We start from the raw sequence: 20034 nt of genomic DNA on the forward strand, positions 1-20034 counted from the left end.
GAATGTGTTATGCAGGAAATGTATTAAAAATAGATTTGAGCAAGGAAGAAGGAAAGAAGCAAAAAATTGGTGAAAGCTTTGTTCTTAAATATCTCGGGGGCGATGGCTTCGGAGCATATTTTATGAATAAAGAGGTGGATGCAACCATAGATGCTTTTTCTCCAGATAATGCTTTAATAATCTGCCCTGGCCTATTTGTTGGTACTTCTGTTCCAACCGCAGGAAAAACATCCTTCTTTTCCAAATCCGCTTTAACAGATGGATGGAATGAAAGTGTGATGGGTGGAAGAATAGGATTCGCAATGAAGCAAGCGGGTTATGACGCAATAATAATTAAAGGAAAAGCCAGCAGGTTAAGCTATATTGTTATAAGAGACGATGAAGTAAAAATAAATTCGGCGGAGCATTTAAAAGGTGAAACAACAAGAAAAACAGCGGAAGAAATAAAGAAAGATGAATCCATTGATGTTGTTGCAACAATTGGCATTGCGGGAGAAAAACTTGTAAGATTTGCAAGCATAGACTGCGACGAGAGGCAGGCGGGCAGGGGAGGCATAGGCGCGGTGATGGGGAGCAAGAATTTAAAGGCAATTGCAATTGATGGCACAAAGGACATAAAGGTTGCAAAACCTGAAAAACTCCTGAGACTTTCTGAGGAATTTTATGAAAAAATGATAAATCATCCTTCTTTTGAGGAGGACGGGAAATATGGAACTGGAGAATTTCTTGAATGGATGAATTCTGAAAGAGGGACTTTTCCGACAAGAAATTGGAGGGAGGGAGTGTTCAATGAAAGGAAGGAAATAGATCCCTATTATTGGGCTCCAAGATATGCCAGGAAAAATAAAGCATGCATACAATGTGTGAAGCCATGTGGAAAGGCATTTGTTGCCAAGGATTTCATGTTAGATGGAATTGAATATGAAACCCTCTTTGCTCTCGGCTCAAATTGTGGTGTAGGAAGTATTGAGGATGTTGCAAAAGCAAATGAATTATGCGATTTATATGGTATGGATACGATATCCACTGGAGGAGTAATAGGATTTTTAATGGATTTATATGAAAATGGGATAGTTAAAAAAGAAGAGATAGGGTTTGAGGCAAGATTCGGGGATGGAAAAGCTTTAATTGAATTAATAAGAATGATTGCAAACAGAGAAGGCATAGGTAACTTACTGGCGGAAGGAGTAAGGGGGGCAAGCCAGAAGATAAAGAATTCGGAAAAATATGCGGTGCATGTAAGAGGGCTTGAGCCACCCGCCTATGATGTGCGGGGTATAAAAGGCATGGGGCTTGCTTTCATGAGCTCGCCACGGGGGGCATGCCATCTTCGCTCTGGAGCATATGCCTTAGAGCTAACTGGAAAGTTTTGGAAATATGAGGGTGTGGATAGATTTAGCGGTAAAAACAAGGGGAAGGAGATAATGGATATGGAGAATTTCATGGCGGTTTATGATGCTCTGGGAGTGTGCAAGTTCTCGAGGAAAATATTTCTGCTAAACTTTGAGGAATTTCTAGATGCATGTATTGGAAAGGGAATGAAAGAGGATGAATTACTTTTGATAGGGGATAGGATATGCAACTTAAAGCATATTTTCAATATAAAAGCGGGATGGAGAAAGGAGGATTGCAAATTGCCGGAAAAATTCCACATACCAATTCCAGAAGGTGTTTCAAAAGGAAGTTATATAAGTAGGGAAGAAGAAAAGGAGATGCTTGAAGACTATTTCAAGGCGAGAGGGTGGAGGAAGGACGGAAAACCAAAGAAAAGCAAGATTAAGGAATTAGAAATAGAAGAATTTTGGACATGAAGAAAGAAATTATAGCCCTTGCTTTAATTGTTGCATTCTCGCTTCCAATAAAGGGAGTTAGCAACAGTGATTATGATATAAATGATGCAGCACACTTCAAATATTATGAAAATGATGAAAACATAATATACTGGTATGAATGGTGGTACGCAAACATAAAAAGTGAAGATAAAGCAATAATGATTTCCTTTATTACATTAGGAAATTTAAATGATCCTCTGCTATCTATTGCTGGAGTTTTTACTACTTTTTTTAACAATAATGATTTTGTAAGCGATTTTATTTCTTTTCCATTTATACCATATCACCTTGATTATGAAAAATGCAATGTTACAATTCTTAACAATAGATTTTATGAAGAAGATGGAAAATTTTTTGTTGAATATAACGGAAAAGATTTAAAAATTTATTTAGAAATTTGGCCTGAAGGAAAAAGATTCGGGAGCTATTGCAATATTGATGAATGGCAATGGATGAGCTGGTATGTTGCAAGTCCTTATGGAAAAGGAAGGGCAAGAGTTGTGTATAATGGAAATGAATATTATTTTGAGGGAAATACTTATCATGATCACAATTGGGGAATAGCAAAGTTCTATGATTTAAAATGGGATTGGGGAGAATTTAGTTTGGGCAATATTGCTTTAATATATGGCTTTGTCGAAGGAAAAGAAATGCAGGGAGGAGTGCATATAGTTAGCCAAAATGAGCACATCTTTATTCCATATAGAAAATCAAATATGGAAATTCTTGAATGGAGAAGGTTTGGCTTGGAAAATAAGCCAAAGAAAATTCTTTTAACAGCAAATGATGAAAATATAAATCTAGAGATGAATATAGAAATGTATAAGTTTTCCTACATAATTGATGAATTGAAATTAAAGCCTTATCTATTGGGAAAGGCATCTGGAATATTAAAAATTTATAACGAAAAAATTATTTTTTCTGGAATAAAAGGATTTTATGAGCATCGCTAAAGTTTTCCAAAATTTTTTTCATATCTTTCAACAAAATCCTCATATCTCGGAAAGTTTTGTGCACCAAACTTCTCAATTACAAAAGAGGCAAGGGTTGTTCCAATCTTACAGCATTTTTCAATATCATATCCCTCGAGCCACCCATACCAGAAGCCCGCCTTGAAGGCATCGCCTGCGCCGGTTGCATCAATGCATTTCACCTTTATTGAAGGAATTTTCTTCTTTTCCCTATAAATCATGCTACCCTTTTCGCCAAGAGTTATTATCATTTCCTTATCCTTTATAAATTCTTTGATTATTTCTTTAATTATTTCCGCCTCATGACGATTGCAGAATATTATATCCGCCTTCTCTATGATATATTTCAGCTCTCTTCTATTAAATTTTTTTAAATCTTGGCCTGGCTCGAAGCCAAAAAATTTGGATTTTTCAGCCATTCTCATAGCAAGCTTGGGATGACATGGAGAAATATGCAAAATATCGCTTTTTATTCCCTTCATATTTTCCATTTCTTCAGATGCTCCCCAGTAAAAATAAGTTTTTTGCTCCTTTCCAATGTTGAATATATAAGCTCTTGCACATTTTTTGTTGCTCTTAATTATCCTTTTATTTAATTCAAATTTTTTTAGATAATTTTCATATTTTTTAAAATCTGTCCCCGCCACACTATAAAGTTGCACTTTTTTGCCTAATGAAGCCAGTCCGATCGCAATATTTGTTCCACCTCCTCCATAGCATTTCCTGAAATATGTTATATAGTGAGAGTTATCCAAATTGAAGATATAATCATATGCTATATGTCCAACAACAGTTATCATATATTTATTATGAATACATTCATTTTTTCTTCTTTCCTCTCTTTACCATAAGCAACTAATTTTATTTCATGTTTTCCAATTAAAAATTCATCAAATGTCCATGAATATGGTTCTGAAGTATCAACATATTTTAATTCATTATCAATATAAAATTCCACTTTCTCCGCATTATAAGCTCTTGCTTCTATTGTAATTTTCCCTATTATTATTGTTTTTCCAGAGAATGTTTTTATTATTTCCTTATCCCCTATATACAAGTAACCTTTCAATGGCTTACTGATGTATAAGAAAACTTCATCTCCTATGTAACCACCAATTCTTAAAGTCGGGTCCCCAAAAAGTGTCCATTCTTCAATTGTTTTGTAATCCGCATCTCCTTTCTGTGGAATAGCAGATATATAACCATTTATAGATGTAGCCCATATATCCCCTATAATTTTCTTACCTTCCTTATAATAAGTGAAGAAATTTATTTCCATCCATCCAAGAAATGCTTTTGATGAATATGTTCCAAAGGCACCATATCCTATGCCAGATGATGCAAGGCTTGCTATTCCGCCACCATTTGGATTATCCAAAAATTTCCATGCAAAGCAGTCGCCAGAATCAAATCTGCCACATGAACAGGCATTTATTATCACAACAGGCAAATTTTCCTTATTTGTTGTTTGCAAAACATGTGTCATTCTATATTCGATCCATTTACTTCCATCAAGAGGGGGGTGAGTTGCCCATTCAATTTTATTTCCATGTCCACTGAAATCAACAAAACCCGCACCATCACTTATAAAACTTGTTATTCTAGATGCATCAAGATTCCCAAGAGATGCCCATAATTTAGTTCCATTAAAATCACTCATTTTATTTAAAACAATACTATTCAAATATTCCCCTTCATACACTCCAGATTTGTCGCCGTCATCAGGCGTGAATGTGTCACCCCCGCAAACTATTGTATTTCTAAACCATTTCTGAAATTCTGGAATACCATTTTCATAAATTATTATCTTATTTACAATGTTTGATACATCTTCTTTGCTACTGCATGCAATTCTTCCAATATATACATCAGGTGATAAATCCACCAAATCAGTATTACCTTGATATTTGTATTCTCCAAATTTGTTATTATTGTTTGTATCCCAGCTTGAAAAGGTACCATTTGGGAAATAGATGTCTGCAAAATATAAGTCGCTTGGGAAAGATGTTTCGTAATTTTCGCTCGGTATATATGAAAGCCTGTATGGCAAATTTTTCCCATCTCCAACAAGCATTACATATTTTATTCCCCATTCTTCAATTGCATTCTTTATGAAATACTTCACTTTTTCTGCATCATCTCTTCCCTTTCTTGCTGATGGATGAGCATAAATTTCATTTAACCCTACTACTATTGTTCTTATTCCCTTGCTTTCCTTATGCTCTTTAAGCAAAGATAGCTCGCTTACCCATGCATCAGGAGAAATTATTAGGAAATCATATGCTGAAGCGAATGTTTTCTCTGGCAAAGAATAATCAATTTTTATATCAAAGTCGCTTGCATGAAGAATTTCATTTCTTAATGCATTATATCTGAATGGATATAAATAAACTGTTAAGAATATTACTCTTTCACCATTATTTATTCCCGCATGAATTTCATATTCATACCAGCTTGATGGATAAAATTCATCCTTGCTATATATCTCACCCTCTTTTATTTCAAATTTTTTTGGATAAGGTGCTGGAGCGGGCTCTATCTTTCCACTTATTTTTATTTTTTCAACATTTTTTTCCATTACTTCTATTTCCTTTATTTCTGTTCCAAATGGAAATATGTATGTTTCATATTTATATGGCAGAATAGGATAACCTTCTCTGTAAATTGAGGAGAAGTCTTTAACATAGATAGTATAGTATTCTCCGTTTTTTACTATTTTATATTCATTTCCTTCTGGGGTTGCTATATTTGATATACCTAAAAGTAACAAAGCCAATAAAGAGGCAATTATTTTTTTCATGGGTTGTAAATTATTTTCTGTATTTAAGCTTTGATGCTCATTCTTTCTAATCTTTGGGCCATTTTTGCAAGAGATGCATATTTGTTGTTGTTTGAGAAATATTCCGCAATTTCTTTTCCTAGAATGAATATTGCTCTTTTATGGGCACTTTTTGATTTATGCACATGCTGCGGCATAACTCCAAGTTGTTCATATTCCTTGAATAGGCCGTTTTTTTCTGGAAGTTGCCTCTCTATCTCGTTCTTTATTTGCACAAATAAAGCGTGTAGCTGTATCAGCTCTTCTTTCTGCATAACCCATCTCCCTCCAACAGGTATATCTCTTTTCTTATATTTAACTCTTTCCAAATTTTTTGATTGGAAAAATTTAAATTTTTAGGTTAAATTAACAAAAATGAGAAATATATTGGTGTTATTGATTGCAATATCTGTTTCCTTACTTTTATCTGTTTATCTCAAGGAACAATCTATTGCAATTTTTTTAACAATCATTGGTATGTGGCTCGCTTCATTGGGAATAAAGGAAGGAAGTAAAAGCAAAGTATTTTGGGGCGGTTTCCTGGTTTCGATATCAATTTCATATCTCTTATATTGGATTATGAAAACTAAATGGCAGATAACTGGAGTAATTTTTATTTGTGGGATAATTGTAACTTTGTTTATTCTTAATTCAATGAAGATGGAAAAAAATAAAAATTAGAAAAGTATTGATGGCATGCCAACAATAATTGAAAAAATTTTTCAGACTCACACAAAGGATAGAGTAGAAGTAGGGGAAACAATATGGCTGGATATTGATTTAAGGACTGCACGCGACTTTGCAGGAGCGAATGTAGTAAAAAATTTAATCGAAAATTACAGCAAGGATTATATAGCGGATGCAAAAAAAACATTTTTTACATTTGACTGCAATGCCCCTGCAAATACTATTGAATATGCGACAAATCAGCAAATATGTAGAAAATTTGCAAGAGAAAATGGAATAAAGATTTATGATGTGGATAGCGGGATAGGAAGTCATGTTGTCATTGAAGAGGGGCTTGCATACCCTGGAATAACCGCGGTTAGCACGGATAGCCACTTTAATCTTCTCGGAGCTATAGGAGCTTTTGGACAAGGAATGGGGGATGTGGATATTGCCTTCGCTTTCAAAACAGGCAAGATATGGTTTGAAGTTCCTCCAACAATAAAAGTTAATTTTATTGGTATGCCATCTGGCCTATGGAATGCAAAAGATTTAGCTCTTTTATGTGTAAAGGAATTGAAAAGAATTTCTTTAGGAAAAGCGATAGAATTTTATGGTGAAATAATTGATTCTCTTTCTTTGGATGGTAGAATAACTCTTTCCTCAATGGTCACTGAAATGGGTGGAATAGCGGGATTTATTCCCCCAGATGAAAAAGTAATAAAATTTTGCGAAAAGGCCTCTGGAAAGAAAATAAAGCCATTTTATGCGGAGGATGCAAACTATGAGAAGGAAATAGATATAGATGTAAGGGATCTTGAGCCATTGGTTGCGATGCCTCCTTCTCCCAGCAATGTAAAAAGGGTTAGAGATGTGAAAGATGTGAAAATAGACAGTGTTTTTATTGGCTCATGCACAAATGGTAGGATGGATGATATGCAATCCGCATGGAAAATAATAAAAGGAAAAAAGATAAAGGAAGATGTAAAAATGAAGGTTGTTCCAGCAACAAGAAGATTATGGAAAGAAATGCTTGATAGAGGCATAATAAAAGATTTGGTTGAAGCTGGAGCCATAGTAAGCCATGCATGCTGTGCCGGATGCGCCTCTGGCCAAATAGGAATGACTGGAATAGATGAAAATCAGGTATCAACTTCAAACAGGAATTTCAAGGGCAAGCAGGGGGCGGGCAACACTTATCTTGCATCTCCTGAAACAGCAGCTGCGAGTGCTTTAACTGGCTACCTTACTGGAGGTGATGAAATATGAGAATATCTGGAAGAGTTTGGAAGATAGAGAGAGAAGGTAAACTTATTGATGACATTGATACAGATATGATTTATCACAACAAATATTTGCATATAACCGATAAAAAGGAGATGGGGAAATATGCTTTCAGCAATCTGCAGGGATGGGAAGATTTTCCTAAAAAAGCAAGAAAAGGAGATATAATTTTTGCGGGGGAGAATTTTGGATGCGGTTCATCTCGCCAGCAGGCGGTTGACTGCTTTATTCAGCTTGGTATAAATGCGATCGTTGCAAAATCTTTTGGGGCAATATACAAGAGAAATGCAATAAATAGCGGGCTTGCGATAATTGAATGTAAGGATATTGATAAGATAGAAGTAAAAAATGGGGATGAAATAGAAATAGACCTTATAAAAGGAGAAATAATCAAGGATGGGAAAATTTTAATAAAAACAAGCCCAATGAGCGCCATTCAGTATGCTATTTATAAGGCAGGAAATTTATTTGAATATGCGAAATCAATTCAATGAGCACATTCTATTACTTCATGGACTATTTCCTGCGCGCCATTCATTATTCTTTCCGACAACTTTATGAAGAGCATTTCCTCAAGGAATTCTTCCTTTATTATTTCCATTTTAATCCCCTCCCGGGTAAAATGTAAAACAAAAAGATATATAATATATTTTCTAAAAATTTTATTGTTTCTTAATCTCTATCCTATCTTCCATATATACTCTCATTCCATCAAAAGCGGATATCGTTGGAATGCCCGTTTTTTCAGATAGCCAATTTGCCTGCAATGTTGCTTGTGGTATTGTTTTTAAACCCATATGAGTAAGAATTGCAATTTCGGGTTTAACTCCTTCTATTAAGCTAGCAGCATCTTCTGTGGAAAGATGATATGGTATTTTTCCATTCAAAGGGCGAGTTAAGCAAATTATAAGAATTCTGCTCCCTTTGTGGGCGTATATTAATTCATCAAAGAGTTGGGTATCACTTGTATATGATATTTTTCCGTTTTCAAGATTTATCTGAAAACCAACTGTTGTTTCATCAGAGTGAATTGCAGGGGTAATAGTCATTTCATACAACTCTTTTATTAATATCTTTTTTCCAGGTTTTGCAACAACAACATCTTTTACTAAGCTCTTATGATAAAAAGATATTGGTCTATAATTATTTATTCCTTCGATGACACTCTCACTCCCTATAAGCATCCCTCTCTTTATCTTTCCACCCATTGTTATTGCTTCAATCAATATCTCCGCATCATTGTAGTGATCAGGATGAGCATGAGAAACAAAAATAACATCAGTTTGGGTTGGATTCAAATCAAGATTATACATTTCCACAAGGGCGCCTGGGCCAGGGTCAACATGCATAAGCAAGCCTTTTTCCGCTATATATATTCCTCCTGTTTTTCTGTGCTGGAAGATAGTTGCAAATCTCCCTCCGCCGGTGCCAATGAATGTAATCTTGCTCATTGTTTGGAAATAATTTTAACTCTATAACCTTTTTGCAAAGTTTATTCAACAAGTGTCAAGAGATACATGATAATTATTCCAGCGGAAAGCGACAAAAGCTGTAGGAAGGATTTTTTCAAATTTGATTCTTTATGCAATTCTGGCACTAAATCCGAGCCCGCAATATAAATAAATCCTCCGATTGTAACAGGGATAAGAATATCTATAAGAGAATCATTTTTTATTATTAGAACAAGTAATGTACCAAAAATTGCGGTGAGAGCAGAAAGGAAATTGAAAAGCAATGCTTTTGATTTATTGAAACCGCCATAAAGAAGAGAGCCAAAATCACCTATTTCCTGAGGTATCTCATGCAGTATAACCGCTATTGTTGTTGCAACTCCAAGACTTAAGCTAGCCATATAACTTGCTCCTATAATGAGACCATCTATAAGATTATGAAGAATATCCCCAAAAAGAATCATAAAAGAAAGAGTGTGAGGATGTTTATCGGAGGGGAGTATATGACAATGCCTCCAGCAAATGATTTTTTCAAGCAAAAAGTAGATAATAATTCCTAAAATAATATAAATAGCATAATAACTTTTAAACCCCCTATCAACCATCTCAGGCAATAAATGAAGGAAGGCTCCGCCAAAAAGCCCTCCCGCAGAAAAGGCTACAAGATATATTAAAACTTTTCTCAGTTTTTCATCATTTATCCATATAACTGCCAATCCAATAAGCGAGATCAGGCTAACGATAATAACGCTTGATATTGCATATAACCATATCATACTACCTCCAAAAATATTTCCTTGCCCATACTATCATAAGCTTTCCAATTTTTTTCATTATAAGGATATGCTATTATTATATGAATCCTTCCACTTTTCCTGAAAGAAAATAAATCCTCGCTTGATGGAAAATAATTGCCAGATGGATGGGAGTGCGCGGTTCCAACTACTGATTTGTCCGAAGGAAGCAATGCAAGATTAAAAGATGAGGATCTTTTGCCATATATCATCTGTGGGAGTATAATAAATTCTTCTATTGTATCCTTTTTTCTTCTAACCGCGAGAAATGCTAAAAATTCCTTTGGATGCATCTTCTTTGCGGATTCAATTATTGCATCCAAGCACTCTTTTTTTATTTTCATTTTTTCATTTTTCCAATTTTTTATAAACTTTCTCAAAAAATTTATCATTTATTTTTATAAATTTCGCTTTCTCTGGAGATGCCATTACTTCAATAACATCATCTTTTGAGATAATTTTATTATATAGCCCATCTATTGCAATTTCCGCATCTTTCTCAACCTCTATTTTTATCTTTCTTTCAGACGATAAAACTAAAGGATAAAAAGCTCTTCTGAATGGAGCAATTGCAACAATTAAAAAAGCATTCATTTTTGGTTCAATAATTGGCCCACCTAATGAGAGAGCATAGCTTGTTGAGCCAAGAGGGGTTGAAACAATCAAGCCATCTCCACTCCATTTCTTTACCATTTTATTGTCAATATAAACTTTAAATGGAAGAATTTTTCCAAGATTTGCGGTATGAACAACCATTTCATTTACCGCATCGGGCAATCTTTTTTTATTAAGCAAAATTTTTATCTTCATGCTTTCCTCAATGAAATAATTTCCTCTTAAAATCTCTTTTAGTGCTTTTTCCGCATCTTCCGCATCCACTTCTGTAAGAAATCCAATTCTTCCAGCATTTATAGAGAAAATTGGTTTTTTAACCTGGCTTAAAGTGAGTAAAATAGTCCCATCCCCTCCAATAACAATTATACCATCGCATTTTTCCCCGAGCTCTTTAATTTTATATCCTTTTTCTCCAATAAAACTCGCTATTTTACTTTCAAGAGCAACATCTCCAATCATCTCATATATTCTTTTTCCAATCTCAAATGCTTCCTTCGAAGGCTTGCAAACCATGCCCCATTTCATATTAACACCTCAATCATTTCCTCATTGCAAACCGCAATAATTCCGCTTCTTACATTCAAATCAAATGGCAGATCAAGCTCCTCCCCTTTTTCATCCCTAACAATCCCTCCCGCCTCCTTCACAATCAAGCTCGAGGCTGCAAAATCTGTAATTCGCAAGCTCCTTCTGCCCATATAATATGCCTGCACCGCCCCGCTGGCAACGAGGCACATCTCCAAAGATGCTGCCCCCATTGCCCTTACATGATGTCTATTCGCTATTTTCCACGTTTTTTCATTTCCTGATTCCCCTAGAACAAGGCAAAGAAAGGGTTTTTTAGCCTTCCTTACTCTTATCCTTCTATTATTCAAAAAAGCTCCTTTTCCTGCAAATGCTTCAAAAACATCACCCGTTGGAATATTTTTCACTATTCCATATAAAATATCATTCAAGCTCTCTTTACCTATTGCTATTGAAACCCCATAAAAAGGGATTCCAGCAATTGCATTTCTTGTTCCATCAACTGGATCAATTATAAAAGTATATTCACTTCCATTATCTATAAAACCACATTCTTCAGATAGAATATTTGCTTCCTTCCCTATTATTTTTAATCCAATTTCTTCAGCAACCTTATCTATATAATTTGTAGGTGTTCCATTCGCTCCCATGCATATAAATTCACTAAATTTATTTCTGTCCTCTTCTCTTATTTTTTTATCTATTTCATCCACTGCTTTCCTTGCAAGCTCTATAAGTTTTTCCATTGTTTTTAAATAATTATTAATATTAAAACAATTCGGAAAGTTTGAGAGCAAAAGATATAAACATTCTTCTAATTCTAATTATGCGAAATGCGGTTGGAAGGGAAATACCTGAGGAAATAGCGGGAAGGAAATTAATTACTTATAATGGTCCTTTTTCTTTTAAGCCAGATAAAAGGCAATATGGAAAACCCTTAAAATGCGTTTTCCCAGATGAAAAAAAATTATTGCCATCTATAAGAGATGCTATAAAAAAAGTGGGACTTGAAGATGGAATGACAATTTCTTTTCATCATCACTTAAGAAATGGAGATGCAGTTGTAAATTTAGTTGTTGATGAAATTGCTAAAATGGGAATAAAAGACATAAAGCTTGCTCCAAGTGCTCTCTTTCCTGTACATGAAAAACTAATTGAGCATATAAAAAACGGGGTTATTACTTCAATAGAAGGAAGCTTAAATGGTCCTCTTGGGGAGTATGTTTCCAAGCATGGATTAAAAGAGCCGGTAGTGCTCAGAAGCCACGGAGGAAGAGCAAGAGCAATAAAAAGCGGGGAGCTACACATAGATGTTGCTTTTCTAGCTGCTTCAATTGCGGATGAATATGGAAATTGCAATGGAATGCTTGGCAAGTCCGCATTTGGAGCAATGGGATTTGCTTATGCAGATGCCCTCTTTGCGGATAATGTTGTAGTGATTACAGATAATTTACAGCCATATCCTGTAATACCAATATCAATTCCACAAATATATGTTGATTATGTAGTGCAAGTTGAAAGCATAGGCGATCCTTCTGGCATCCAGACGGGAACAATGCAGATAACAAGAAGCCCCGCTCGCCTAACGATAGCAAAAAATGTTGTCAAATTCCTAGCAAAAGCAGGCATTCTAAAAGATGGCTTCTCGTTCCAAGCGGGAGCGGGGGGAATTAGCCTCGCGGTAACGAAATTTTTGCATGAATATATGAAGGAAAATGGGATAGTGGGAGATTTTGTGATGGGGGGAATAACCGGGTTTGTTGTTGATATGCTCATGGATGGAACAATTAGAAAAATTTTGGATGCTCAGAGTTTTGATTTAAAGGCGGTTGAGTCAATAGCCAAAAATGCGGGGCATGTTGAAGTGAGCCATATAATGTTCGGTGACCCTCATACATGTGGATGTGTTGTAAATAGGCAAAATGCTTGCTTTTTAGGTGCAACAGAAGTTGATTTGAATTTCAATGTAAATGTAAATACTCACTCTGATGGACTGCTTCTACATGGAATAGGAGGGCACCAGGATGCTGCAGCGGGAAGTGATATCACTATGATAACAGTTCCATTGCTAAGAGGAAGGTTGCCTGTAATAAGGAAGGAGGTTACAACTGTTTCAACACCCTGCCAAACTATTGATGTTATTGTTACTGATAGAGGAATTGCAATAAATCCTGAGAGGGAGGATTTAATTGAAGAGGTAAAGGGAAAAATTGATATTGTTGATATAGGAGAGTTATATAAAAAGGCGATAAATTTGGTTGGTGAGCCAAAAGAGCCAAAGTTGAGTGATGAAATTGTTGCAATAGTTGAATATAGGGACGGGAGTGTTCTTGATGTTATAAGGAAGGTGAAAGAATGAGCTTATCAGAAAAAATATTGTCTGAGAAATGTGGGGAGAAAGTTGAGGCGGGAGAGATAATTGAGGCAAGAGTTGATAAGGCAATGAGTCATGACAATGCAGCACTTGTAATAAAAAGTTTTAAAGAAATTGCAACAGAGCCGTGGGATGCAGATAAGATAGTAATTATACTTGATCATAGGGTGCCAGCTAACACAATAAAAACAGCGGAAAATCATAAGCGAATAAGGGATTTTGTTAAAAAGCATGGGATAAAAAATTTTTATGATATAAACTATGGAATATGCCATCAAGTAATGATTGAAGAAGGACATGTAAAGAAAGGAATGCTTATTGTTGGAACAGACAGCCATACAACAAGCTACGGAGCACTAGGAGCATTTTCAACTGGAATAGGGGCAACTGAAATGGCATCGGTTTGGGCTACCGGAAAAATATGGTTGAAAGTTCCCGAGACAATAAAGTTTGAGATTACTGGAAATCTCGGGAAAGGAGTTTTTTCAAAAGATATAATTTTGCATATTATAGGAAAGATGGGTTGCGAGGGGGCAAATTATAAAGCTTGCGAATTCTATGGAATAGTTGAGGATATGCCACTTGCTGACAAAATAACAATAGCAAATATGTCAATGGAAATGGGAGCAAAAGTTGCTCTTTTTGGAGGGGATAAAAATGATGTTTTTGAAAAAGAAATAGAGATAGATATAACAGAGCTTGGCCCACAGATTGCATGCCCTCACAGTGTGGATAATGTAAAGGATATTGAAGATGTGGAGGGAAAAGAAATAGATCAGGCATTACTCGGCTCATGCACAAATGGAAGAATTGAAGATTTGAGGATAGCCGCAAAAATACTGAAAGGAAGGAAAATAGCAAAAAATGTAAGGTTGCTGGTATTTCCCGCATCAATGAAGATTTATAATCAGGCAATAAAGGAAGGGATAATTTCAACTCTCATAGAAGCGGGAGCGGTAATTATGAATCCTGGATGTGGCCCGTGCCTCGGGGCGCATGAGGGAGTGCTCGCGAGCGGGGAGGTTGCGATAACAACAACAAACAGAAATTTCCAGGGAAGGATGGGAGCAATAGATTCTGAGATTTATCTTGCATCTCCTGCAACTGTTGCTGCGAGTGCGATTGAGGGTAAGATAAGTGACCTAAGAAAATTTATCTGAGCTTTCTATAAATGAAAAGCAATAACATGATTAAAATTACAATTGGTAAAACTACCGCAATAATCTCAACTCCTCTTAATTTCTTATATTCTATTCCATATATTTTTTTATCAATTTTTTCAAATATGTCTTTTACAATTTCAATTCCTTTCTTATAATTCCCTTCCTTGAAATAATTCTCCGCCTTTTTATATTCATCATAAAACTTGCTCCCATTTACAATCCTCTCAATATCCACTCTTGTCTTGCACATGCTTAAAATAATTTCACCCAGCTCATTGGAGAAATTTTTTAAAAAATCGATGTTTTTTTCAATTTCACATATTGAGGTATAATAATCCTTTTTCCACAGATTTCTCAAATTTTCTCTTTCTTCATAACTTGAATTTAAAAATATTTTTTGCAAAATAATTGCTTGCTTCTGCATTTCAACATCAACAGAAGTTAATATTTCACTTGCCATATCAATATTTTTCATTGCTATATCCTCCACCTTTTCATTTTCATATACAAGGACTTCTTCAAAATTTCCAAAACTAACATTCCCATGCCCGTATTTTCTTAATAAGGAAAGAGATATCTCGGCTGCTTTTCCATTTTCATAATCATCATATATCTCATAATCACATATATGAACTGGAATAAATATGGAAGAACACTGGTCAGGAGCAAACCATCCAGCCATAAGTATTTCTGGATTGCTAAGAGGTATCTTAAATATCATACATGCTTTCATTTCATTTTCGCATAATCCTCTTAGCCCTTCTATTTGCCAAGAATGAATTCTAGATATATTCATTAAATCAATTACATTTATATTCCTGTATTTCTCATTTAAAATTCTTCCAATTCTATTTTCCCATTCATAATATTCATAGCAAACCCTCAATTTTGCTTTTCTTCCATTTGCTTCCTTGAATTCTACATAAAAATTTCCAACCTTGCTTCCATTGCCTTTTTCAATTTTTGTCTCTTCCCCTAAAGGAAATTGCTTTACAATTACATAATCATCTTTTATTTCCACTACTCTTATCCCATAAATCCCTCCTATTCTTACAACTTCTTTTTCAAATACATATCCATCAAAAACTTTATCAAAAGATGATGCAATTCCAATCTTCCTTAAAAACCTGCTTTTCCATAGATATTTTGGATAATTTGACATAACCTCCAAGCCCTGAACTTCTCTTGAATAAAAATGAAGTGCATCCGCTTCAATTACATATGCTTCTTTTCCGACAACAAATAAATTTTCTCCTATACCTGGAGCATGCATATCAACAACTTCTTCAAGCAAGGCAACCGCCTCCTTTTCATTCCCTGCCTGCTGCGCCGCATAGCGGAGCCAATCGAAGTCGTCCCATGCTCTTTTTGTTGGATTTATCCAGTAGGTGGGCACATCCGCATCACCATATGCAAGACCCGCGCTCGTCATCATCATTCCCGCCTTCACTATATTTGGGGGTATATCTCCAGATGTTGCAACCCCTATTATTTTATATTTTGTTTTGAAAGCCATTTCATAATTTCTCCAGGGATGGTGGTAATTATATTCATATCCTTCATTTAAAATAAATAAAACCTGCAAACCAGAGCGAGATGGGTCACGGACTTTCATGAAAAGATTGTAATTTCCAGAAGTTGCTTCATCCATAACAATTATATCTTTACAAGCGGAAGATAAGGGAAGAATTAACACTACAATAAGCAGAGCAATTTTATTCACAAAAATAATAAAAAAGAGGTAAATTTATTTTTCTAATTGCAAAATATTTTTATTACCAAGAGATATTAATCATGGGAAAGTTTAAAGATGCTATTAGTAGCTATATGGAAGCAAAAAAAGAATTGATAAAGAGCGAGCCAGAAATAATGAAAAATTATCAGAAATTCGTGGAATCAATTCTGAAAGAAGGACATCTGAGCACAAAAACAAAAGAATTAATTGCACTGGCAATAGCGATTGTAAAAAGATGTGAATATTGCATTGGAATACATGTTGAAAAAGCATTAAAAGCAGGAGCAACCAAAGAAGAAATAATTGAAGTCGCTTTAGTTTGTACACTGATGGAAGGAGGACCCGCAATGACATATTTTACGGAAGTAAAAAAAGCATTGGATGATTTCTGCTAATGCAACTCTATATTTATTTCCTTGGGACAGGAGGCAGTTGGCCAACAGTCCAGAGAAATGTGTCTTCAATAGCAATAAAAAGAGGAGGAGAAGTGCTCCTCTTTGATTGTGGAGAAGGAACGCAACGGCAACTCCAAAAATCTGAAATAAGTTATATGCAGATAAAAAGAATTTTTATAACACATTTCCATGGAGATCATATCTTGGGATTGCCTGGATTAATTCAAACTTTTCAGCTAAATGATAGAAAAGAGGATTTGCATATATATGGGCCGAAAGGAATAAATGAACTTGTTCATGAAATTGCCCATCTCGGTTACTTCAAGCCTTCCTATAAGATTTATTCACATGAATTGAATGAAAATGATTGTGTTGATTTTGATGGATATAAAATAAAATGCATTTTTGTTGAGCATAATGTTCCAACCCTTGCATATTGCTTGGAAGAAGATATTAGACCTGGAAAATTCAACAAAGAAAGAGCTCTATCTCTTGGAATTCCGGAAGGGCATTTATTCAGGGAATTGCAGAAGGGAAAAAGTATAGAGATAAATGGAAAAATAATAACCCCCGACATGGTGCTCGGCGAGCCCCGCCCCGGGAGAAAAATTATTATATCTGGAGATACAATGCCTTGCAGTAAATTAGTAGAATTTGCAAAAAAGAGCGATGTGCTGATACATGATGCAACCTTCTCATCAGATATGGAAGAAAAAGCAAAAGAGTATTTTCATTCCACCGCAATGCAATCCGCACAAATAGCAAAAGAAGCGGAAGTAGAGATGCTTATTTTAACTCATATAAGTCCAAGATATAAGAATGCAAAAATTTTGGAAGAAGAAGCGAGGAAAATATTTCCAAATTCATATTTAGCAAATGATTTTATGAAAATTGAAGTTAAATTAAAGAAGTGAGGAGTGAGGTAGAGGAGGTGAAAAGAAAAAGATAAAAAGACCTCACTCCTCATTGAGAATAGATTGTCGATTTATAAATTTTTGGTAAAAGATTTAAAGAATAATTTTTTACATTATTGCTCCATAGTTATTCCTCAATAATCAGCCCCGTGGTGTAGTGGTCAAGCATGTGAGGCTCTGGACCTCACGACCCAGGTTCGAATCCTGGCGGGGCTATCAAATTTTTTTCCATTTTCTTCCCGCATATATTGGCTTCTCAATGCCCTCTTCAATTCTCATCAGTTGATTATATTTTTCTGTTCTCTCCGCCCTGCAGGGTGCGCCCGCTTTTATCTGCCCGCAATCTATTGCGACTGCTAAATCCGCTATAAATGAATCGCAGGTGTCACCAGAGCGATGGGATACCATTATTGAATAATTATTTTCCTTGCATATTTTTGCTACTCTGAGTGTTTCAGTTAATGTGCCGCATTGATTTGGCTTCAGCAGCAATGCATTGCATGCCTTCTTTTTTATTCCTTCTTTTAATCTTTTTGCATTTGTTACAAAAATATCATCTCCAACAATCTGTATTTTCTTTCCCAATTTTTTTGTTATTTTAACAAATCCATCCCAATCATCTTCAGCAAAAGGATCTTCAAATGAAATTATAGGATAATCTTCTACAAGCTCTTCATAAAAATCAATTAGCTCATCCACATCTTTTTCTCCTTCTATATGATAGCTATTGCCTTTATAAAAAGAAGAGGCTGCGCTATCAATTGCTAACATAACTTCATTTTCATAGCCATTTTCTTCTATAGCATTCATTATTAGCTCAAGGGCGGATCTTGTCTCCTTTAGAGGAGGAGCAAATCCACCTTCATCACCAACATTTATTGAATTTTTCCCATATTTCTTTAAGAGTATTTCCTTCAATGAATAATATACTTCACATGCCTTTCTTACCGCATCTGAAAAACTTTTAGCCACCAATGGAGCAATCATGAATTCCTGTATGGCAAGCTCATTTCCCGCATGCTTTCCTCCATTTATTATGTTCATGAAAGGAATTGGCAAAATATTTCCATTCTTGTTTAAATATTGATATACAGGAATTTTTTCTTCATTGGCGGAACACTTACAGCAAGCAATTGACGTAGCTATTGATGCATTTCCCCCAATTATTCTTTTATCTGGTGTCCCATCTATTTTAATAATCTTTTCATCAATTTCCTCCTGCTCTTTTACATCCATCCCCACCAAGGCGGGGGCCAGAATTGTATGAACATTTTCTATTGCATTCCTTACTCCTTTCCCATGAAATTCTTTTCCTCCATCTCTAAGCTCAACCGCTTCTCTCGCTCCGCGACTTGCTCCGGATGGGGCGCTTGCCCTCCCTGTAGCATTTTTTGTTTTTACTTCTACCTCTATCGTTGGATTTCCTCTTGAATCAAGAATTTGCCTGGCTTTTATGCTCTCTATTCTGCTCATGAAAATAAATAGGAAATATTTAATAGATTTTTCTCAAATTTTTTCCACTTCCTTTTCCAGCAATTTTTTTCTCTCCTTGGCACTTCTACCTGTTGCCTCAAAAAGAAAACTGTTCCATTTTTTCAATATTTCTGGATTCGGCTCAATTTTTTCAGGTGGTTTTATATCTATTAATATCTCATTTTTTTCCTTTTTTATGAATATTTTCCCTATCCCTTCTTCTTCAAATTCAAACCCTTCGCTCAAATTTCCTTCAACATTAAAATATTTCTTCAGCAATTCATTCAAATCCGCTTTATGCCCCTTCTTTATTGAATACTCCCTCATAATGGTATAGAAAACATTTTATAAATTCTTTTTAATACATTCATGAAAGTTGCTCTCTCCTTGGGAGGCTCATTGCTCTCTCTGGATAATCCAGAATTTATAGAAGAAATATCAATTTTTCTGAAGAAAATATCAGAGAAAATTCCTCTTTTTATTGTTGTTGGTGGTGGAAAAACTGCAAGAGAATATATTTCAGTTGGAAGAAAATTTTGCAAGGATGAAAGATATCTTGATGAAATTGGAATAATGGCCACCCGTTTAAATGCATACCTCATAAATTCTTTCTTCAGAAAAAAAATCCCTGAGACAATAGAAGAGGCAATTCAAATTGGCCCCCCTCTTGTGATGGGTGGCACCACTTCAGGCCACTCCACAGATGCGGTGGCGGCGATGCTTGCGAGGGCGGGAAATGCGAGCCATCTTGTGATTGCAACTGATGTTGATGGGATATATGATAAGGATCCAAAAATTTACAGTGATGCGATTAAATTTGATAAAATTGGTATAGATGAGCTTATAAAAATGGTTGGGGATGAATGGAAGAGCGCTGGCTATAAGGTTGTTGTTGATCCTGTTGCATGCAAAATAATAAAGGAAGGAAGGATAAAAACATTTGTTGTTAATGGAAAAAATATTAAAGAATTAGAAAATGCTATATATGGGAGAAAATTTAATGGAACAATTATAGAGGTATAAA

The 20034-nt window shown here is 35.2% G+C and carries 21 protein-coding genes and 1 tRNA gene; 11 read left to right on the top strand and 11 right to left on the bottom strand.

Features of this window, described 5'->3' with window-relative positions:
- Nucleotides 1–2 precede the first annotated feature (2 nt).
- Together H5T44_02630 and H5T44_02635 are read left to right on the top strand one after the other, a co-directional pair.
- Nucleotides 3–1811 (top strand): aldehyde ferredoxin oxidoreductase family protein, encoded by a 1809-nt coding sequence (locus H5T44_02630; protein ID MBC7081129.1) that lies wholly within the window; start codon nt 3–5, stop codon nt 1809–1811.
- Nucleotides 1808–2785: a hypothetical protein gene (locus H5T44_02635; protein MBC7081130.1), complete on the top strand. Its 978-nt coding sequence runs from the start codon at nt 1808–1810 to the stop codon at nt 2783–2785. The genes H5T44_02630 and H5T44_02635 overlap by 4 nt, the downstream gene beginning before the upstream one ends.
- Here the strand turns inward: H5T44_02635 and H5T44_02640 are convergent.
- Genes H5T44_02640 through H5T44_02650 form a run of 3 tightly spaced genes read right to left on the bottom strand, consistent with a single transcriptional unit; the run spans nt 2782 to nt 5950 of the window.
- Entirely contained in the window at nt 2782–3603 is an 822-nt protein-coding gene (locus tag H5T44_02640) for a carbohydrate kinase family protein (protein MBC7081131.1), read from the bottom strand. The two genes, H5T44_02635 and H5T44_02640, sit on opposite strands and share 4 nt — an antisense overlap.
- On the bottom strand, nt 3600–5603 hold the full coding sequence (locus H5T44_02645; protein MBC7081132.1) for a hypothetical protein: 2004 nt from the start codon (nt 5601–5603) through the stop codon (nt 3600–3602). The genes H5T44_02640 and H5T44_02645 overlap by 4 nt, the downstream gene beginning before the upstream one ends.
- A 23-nt stretch (nt 5604–5626) precedes the next feature.
- The gene (locus tag H5T44_02650) at nt 5627–5950 is read right to left on the bottom strand and encodes a UPF0058 family protein (GenBank protein MBC7081133.1); all 324 of its coding nucleotides are present in this window, start codon (nt 5948–5950) and stop codon (nt 5627–5629) included.
- 46 nt (nt 5951–5996) lie between these two features.
- Here H5T44_02650 and H5T44_02655 point away from each other — a divergent pair, with 46 nt between their 5' ends.
- From H5T44_02655 to H5T44_02665, 3 genes are read left to right on the top strand one after another with little or no spacing between them, the layout of a single operon-like run.
- Entirely contained in the window at nt 5997–6302 is a 306-nt protein-coding gene (locus H5T44_02655) for a hypothetical protein (protein MBC7081134.1), read from the top strand.
- Between the two features lie 15 nt (nt 6303–6317).
- Entirely contained in the window at nt 6318–7556 is a 1239-nt protein-coding gene (locus H5T44_02660; GenBank protein ID MBC7081135.1) for a 3-isopropylmalate dehydratase large subunit, read from the top strand.
- The gene (locus tag H5T44_02665) at nt 7553–8065 is read left to right on the top strand and encodes a 3-isopropylmalate dehydratase (GenBank protein MBC7081136.1); all 513 of its coding nucleotides are present in this window, start codon (nt 7553–7555) and stop codon (nt 8063–8065) included. Before H5T44_02660 ends, H5T44_02665 begins: the two co-directional genes overlap by 4 nt.
- Nucleotides 8066–8233: 168 nt before the next feature.
- Here the strand turns inward: H5T44_02665 and H5T44_02670 are convergent, their stop codons facing one another.
- Genes H5T44_02670 through H5T44_02690 form a run of 5 tightly spaced genes read right to left on the bottom strand, consistent with a single transcriptional unit; the run spans nt 8234 to nt 11702 of the window.
- Nucleotides 8234–9022, bottom strand: coding sequence for an MBL fold metallo-hydrolase (locus H5T44_02670; GenBank protein MBC7081137.1), 789 nt, complete (start codon nt 9020–9022; stop codon nt 8234–8236).
- A gap of 41 nt (nt 9023–9063) precedes the next feature.
- Nucleotides 9064–9798, bottom strand: a complete 735-nt coding sequence (locus H5T44_02675) for a ZIP family metal transporter (GenBank protein ID MBC7081138.1) — start codon at nt 9796–9798, stop codon at nt 9064–9066.
- Nucleotides 9795–10160, bottom strand: a complete 366-nt coding sequence (locus H5T44_02680; protein ID MBC7081139.1) for a Mov34/MPN/PAD-1 family protein — start codon at nt 10158–10160, stop codon at nt 9795–9797. Before H5T44_02680 ends, H5T44_02675 begins: the two co-directional genes overlap by 4 nt.
- 4 nt (nt 10161–10164) lie before the next feature.
- Nucleotides 10165–10956: an NAD(+)/NADH kinase gene (locus H5T44_02685; protein ID MBC7081140.1), complete on the bottom strand. Its 792-nt coding sequence runs from the start codon at nt 10954–10956 to the stop codon at nt 10165–10167.
- Nucleotides 10953–11702 (bottom strand): inositol monophosphatase, encoded by a 750-nt coding sequence (locus H5T44_02690; GenBank protein MBC7081141.1) that lies wholly within the window; start codon nt 11700–11702, stop codon nt 10953–10955. The genes H5T44_02685 and H5T44_02690 overlap by 4 nt, the downstream gene beginning before the upstream one ends.
- Before the next feature lie 80 nt (nt 11703–11782).
- Between H5T44_02690 and citF the strand changes: the two genes are divergently transcribed.
- Together citF and H5T44_02700 are read left to right on the top strand one after the other, a co-directional pair.
- Nucleotides 11783–13315, top strand: coding sequence for a citrate lyase subunit alpha (gene citF / locus H5T44_02695; protein MBC7081142.1), 1533 nt, complete (start codon nt 11783–11785; stop codon nt 13313–13315).
- Nucleotides 13312–14490 (top strand): 3-isopropylmalate dehydratase large subunit, encoded by a 1179-nt coding sequence (locus H5T44_02700; GenBank protein MBC7081143.1) that lies wholly within the window; start codon nt 13312–13314, stop codon nt 14488–14490. The genes citF and H5T44_02700 overlap by 4 nt, the downstream gene beginning before the upstream one ends.
- On the opposite strand, the gene H5T44_02705 is transcribed toward H5T44_02700, so the two are convergent.
- A complete protein-coding gene (locus H5T44_02705; GenBank protein ID MBC7081144.1) occupies nt 14483–16216 on the bottom strand; it encodes a hypothetical protein in 1734 nt (577 codons plus the stop codon). The two genes, H5T44_02700 and H5T44_02705, sit on opposite strands and share 8 nt — an antisense overlap.
- A gap of 71 nt (nt 16217–16287) precedes the next feature.
- Here H5T44_02705 and H5T44_02710 point away from each other — a divergent pair, with 71 nt between their 5' ends.
- From H5T44_02710 to H5T44_02720, 3 genes are all read left to right on the top strand, one after another.
- Nucleotides 16288–16623 carry a carboxymuconolactone decarboxylase family protein gene (locus tag H5T44_02710; GenBank protein MBC7081145.1) on the top strand — a complete coding sequence of 112 codons (336 nt, stop codon included), beginning with the start codon at nt 16288–16290 and terminating at the stop codon, nt 16621–16623.
- Nucleotides 16623–17537: a ribonuclease Z gene (rnz, locus tag H5T44_02715; protein MBC7081146.1), complete on the top strand. Its 915-nt coding sequence runs from the start codon at nt 16623–16625 to the stop codon at nt 17535–17537. The genes H5T44_02710 and rnz overlap by 1 nt, the downstream gene beginning before the upstream one ends.
- Before the next feature lie 143 nt (nt 17538–17680).
- Nucleotides 17681–17753 (top strand) — tRNA-Gln (locus tag H5T44_02720).
- Here H5T44_02720 and eno read toward each other — a convergent pair.
- The gene (eno, locus tag H5T44_02725; GenBank protein MBC7081147.1) at nt 17754–19010 is read right to left on the bottom strand and encodes a phosphopyruvate hydratase; all 1257 of its coding nucleotides are present in this window, start codon (nt 19008–19010) and stop codon (nt 17754–17756) included.
- Between the two features lie 33 nt (nt 19011–19043).
- Nucleotides 19044–19337 (bottom strand): DUF5611 family protein, encoded by a 294-nt coding sequence (locus H5T44_02730; GenBank protein ID MBC7081148.1) that lies wholly within the window; start codon nt 19335–19337, stop codon nt 19044–19046.
- Between the two features lie 42 nt (nt 19338–19379).
- Here H5T44_02730 and pyrH point away from each other — a divergent pair, with 42 nt between their 5' ends.
- On the top strand, nt 19380–20033 hold the full coding sequence (pyrH, locus tag H5T44_02735) for a UMP kinase (protein MBC7081149.1): 654 nt from the start codon (nt 19380–19382) through the stop codon (nt 20031–20033).
- Nucleotide 20034 lies beyond the last annotated feature (1 nt).

Source organism: Thermoplasmatales archaeon (genome assembly GCA_014361195.1).
GTDB lineage: Archaea > Thermoplasmatota > E2 > UBA202 > JdFR-43 > JACIWB01.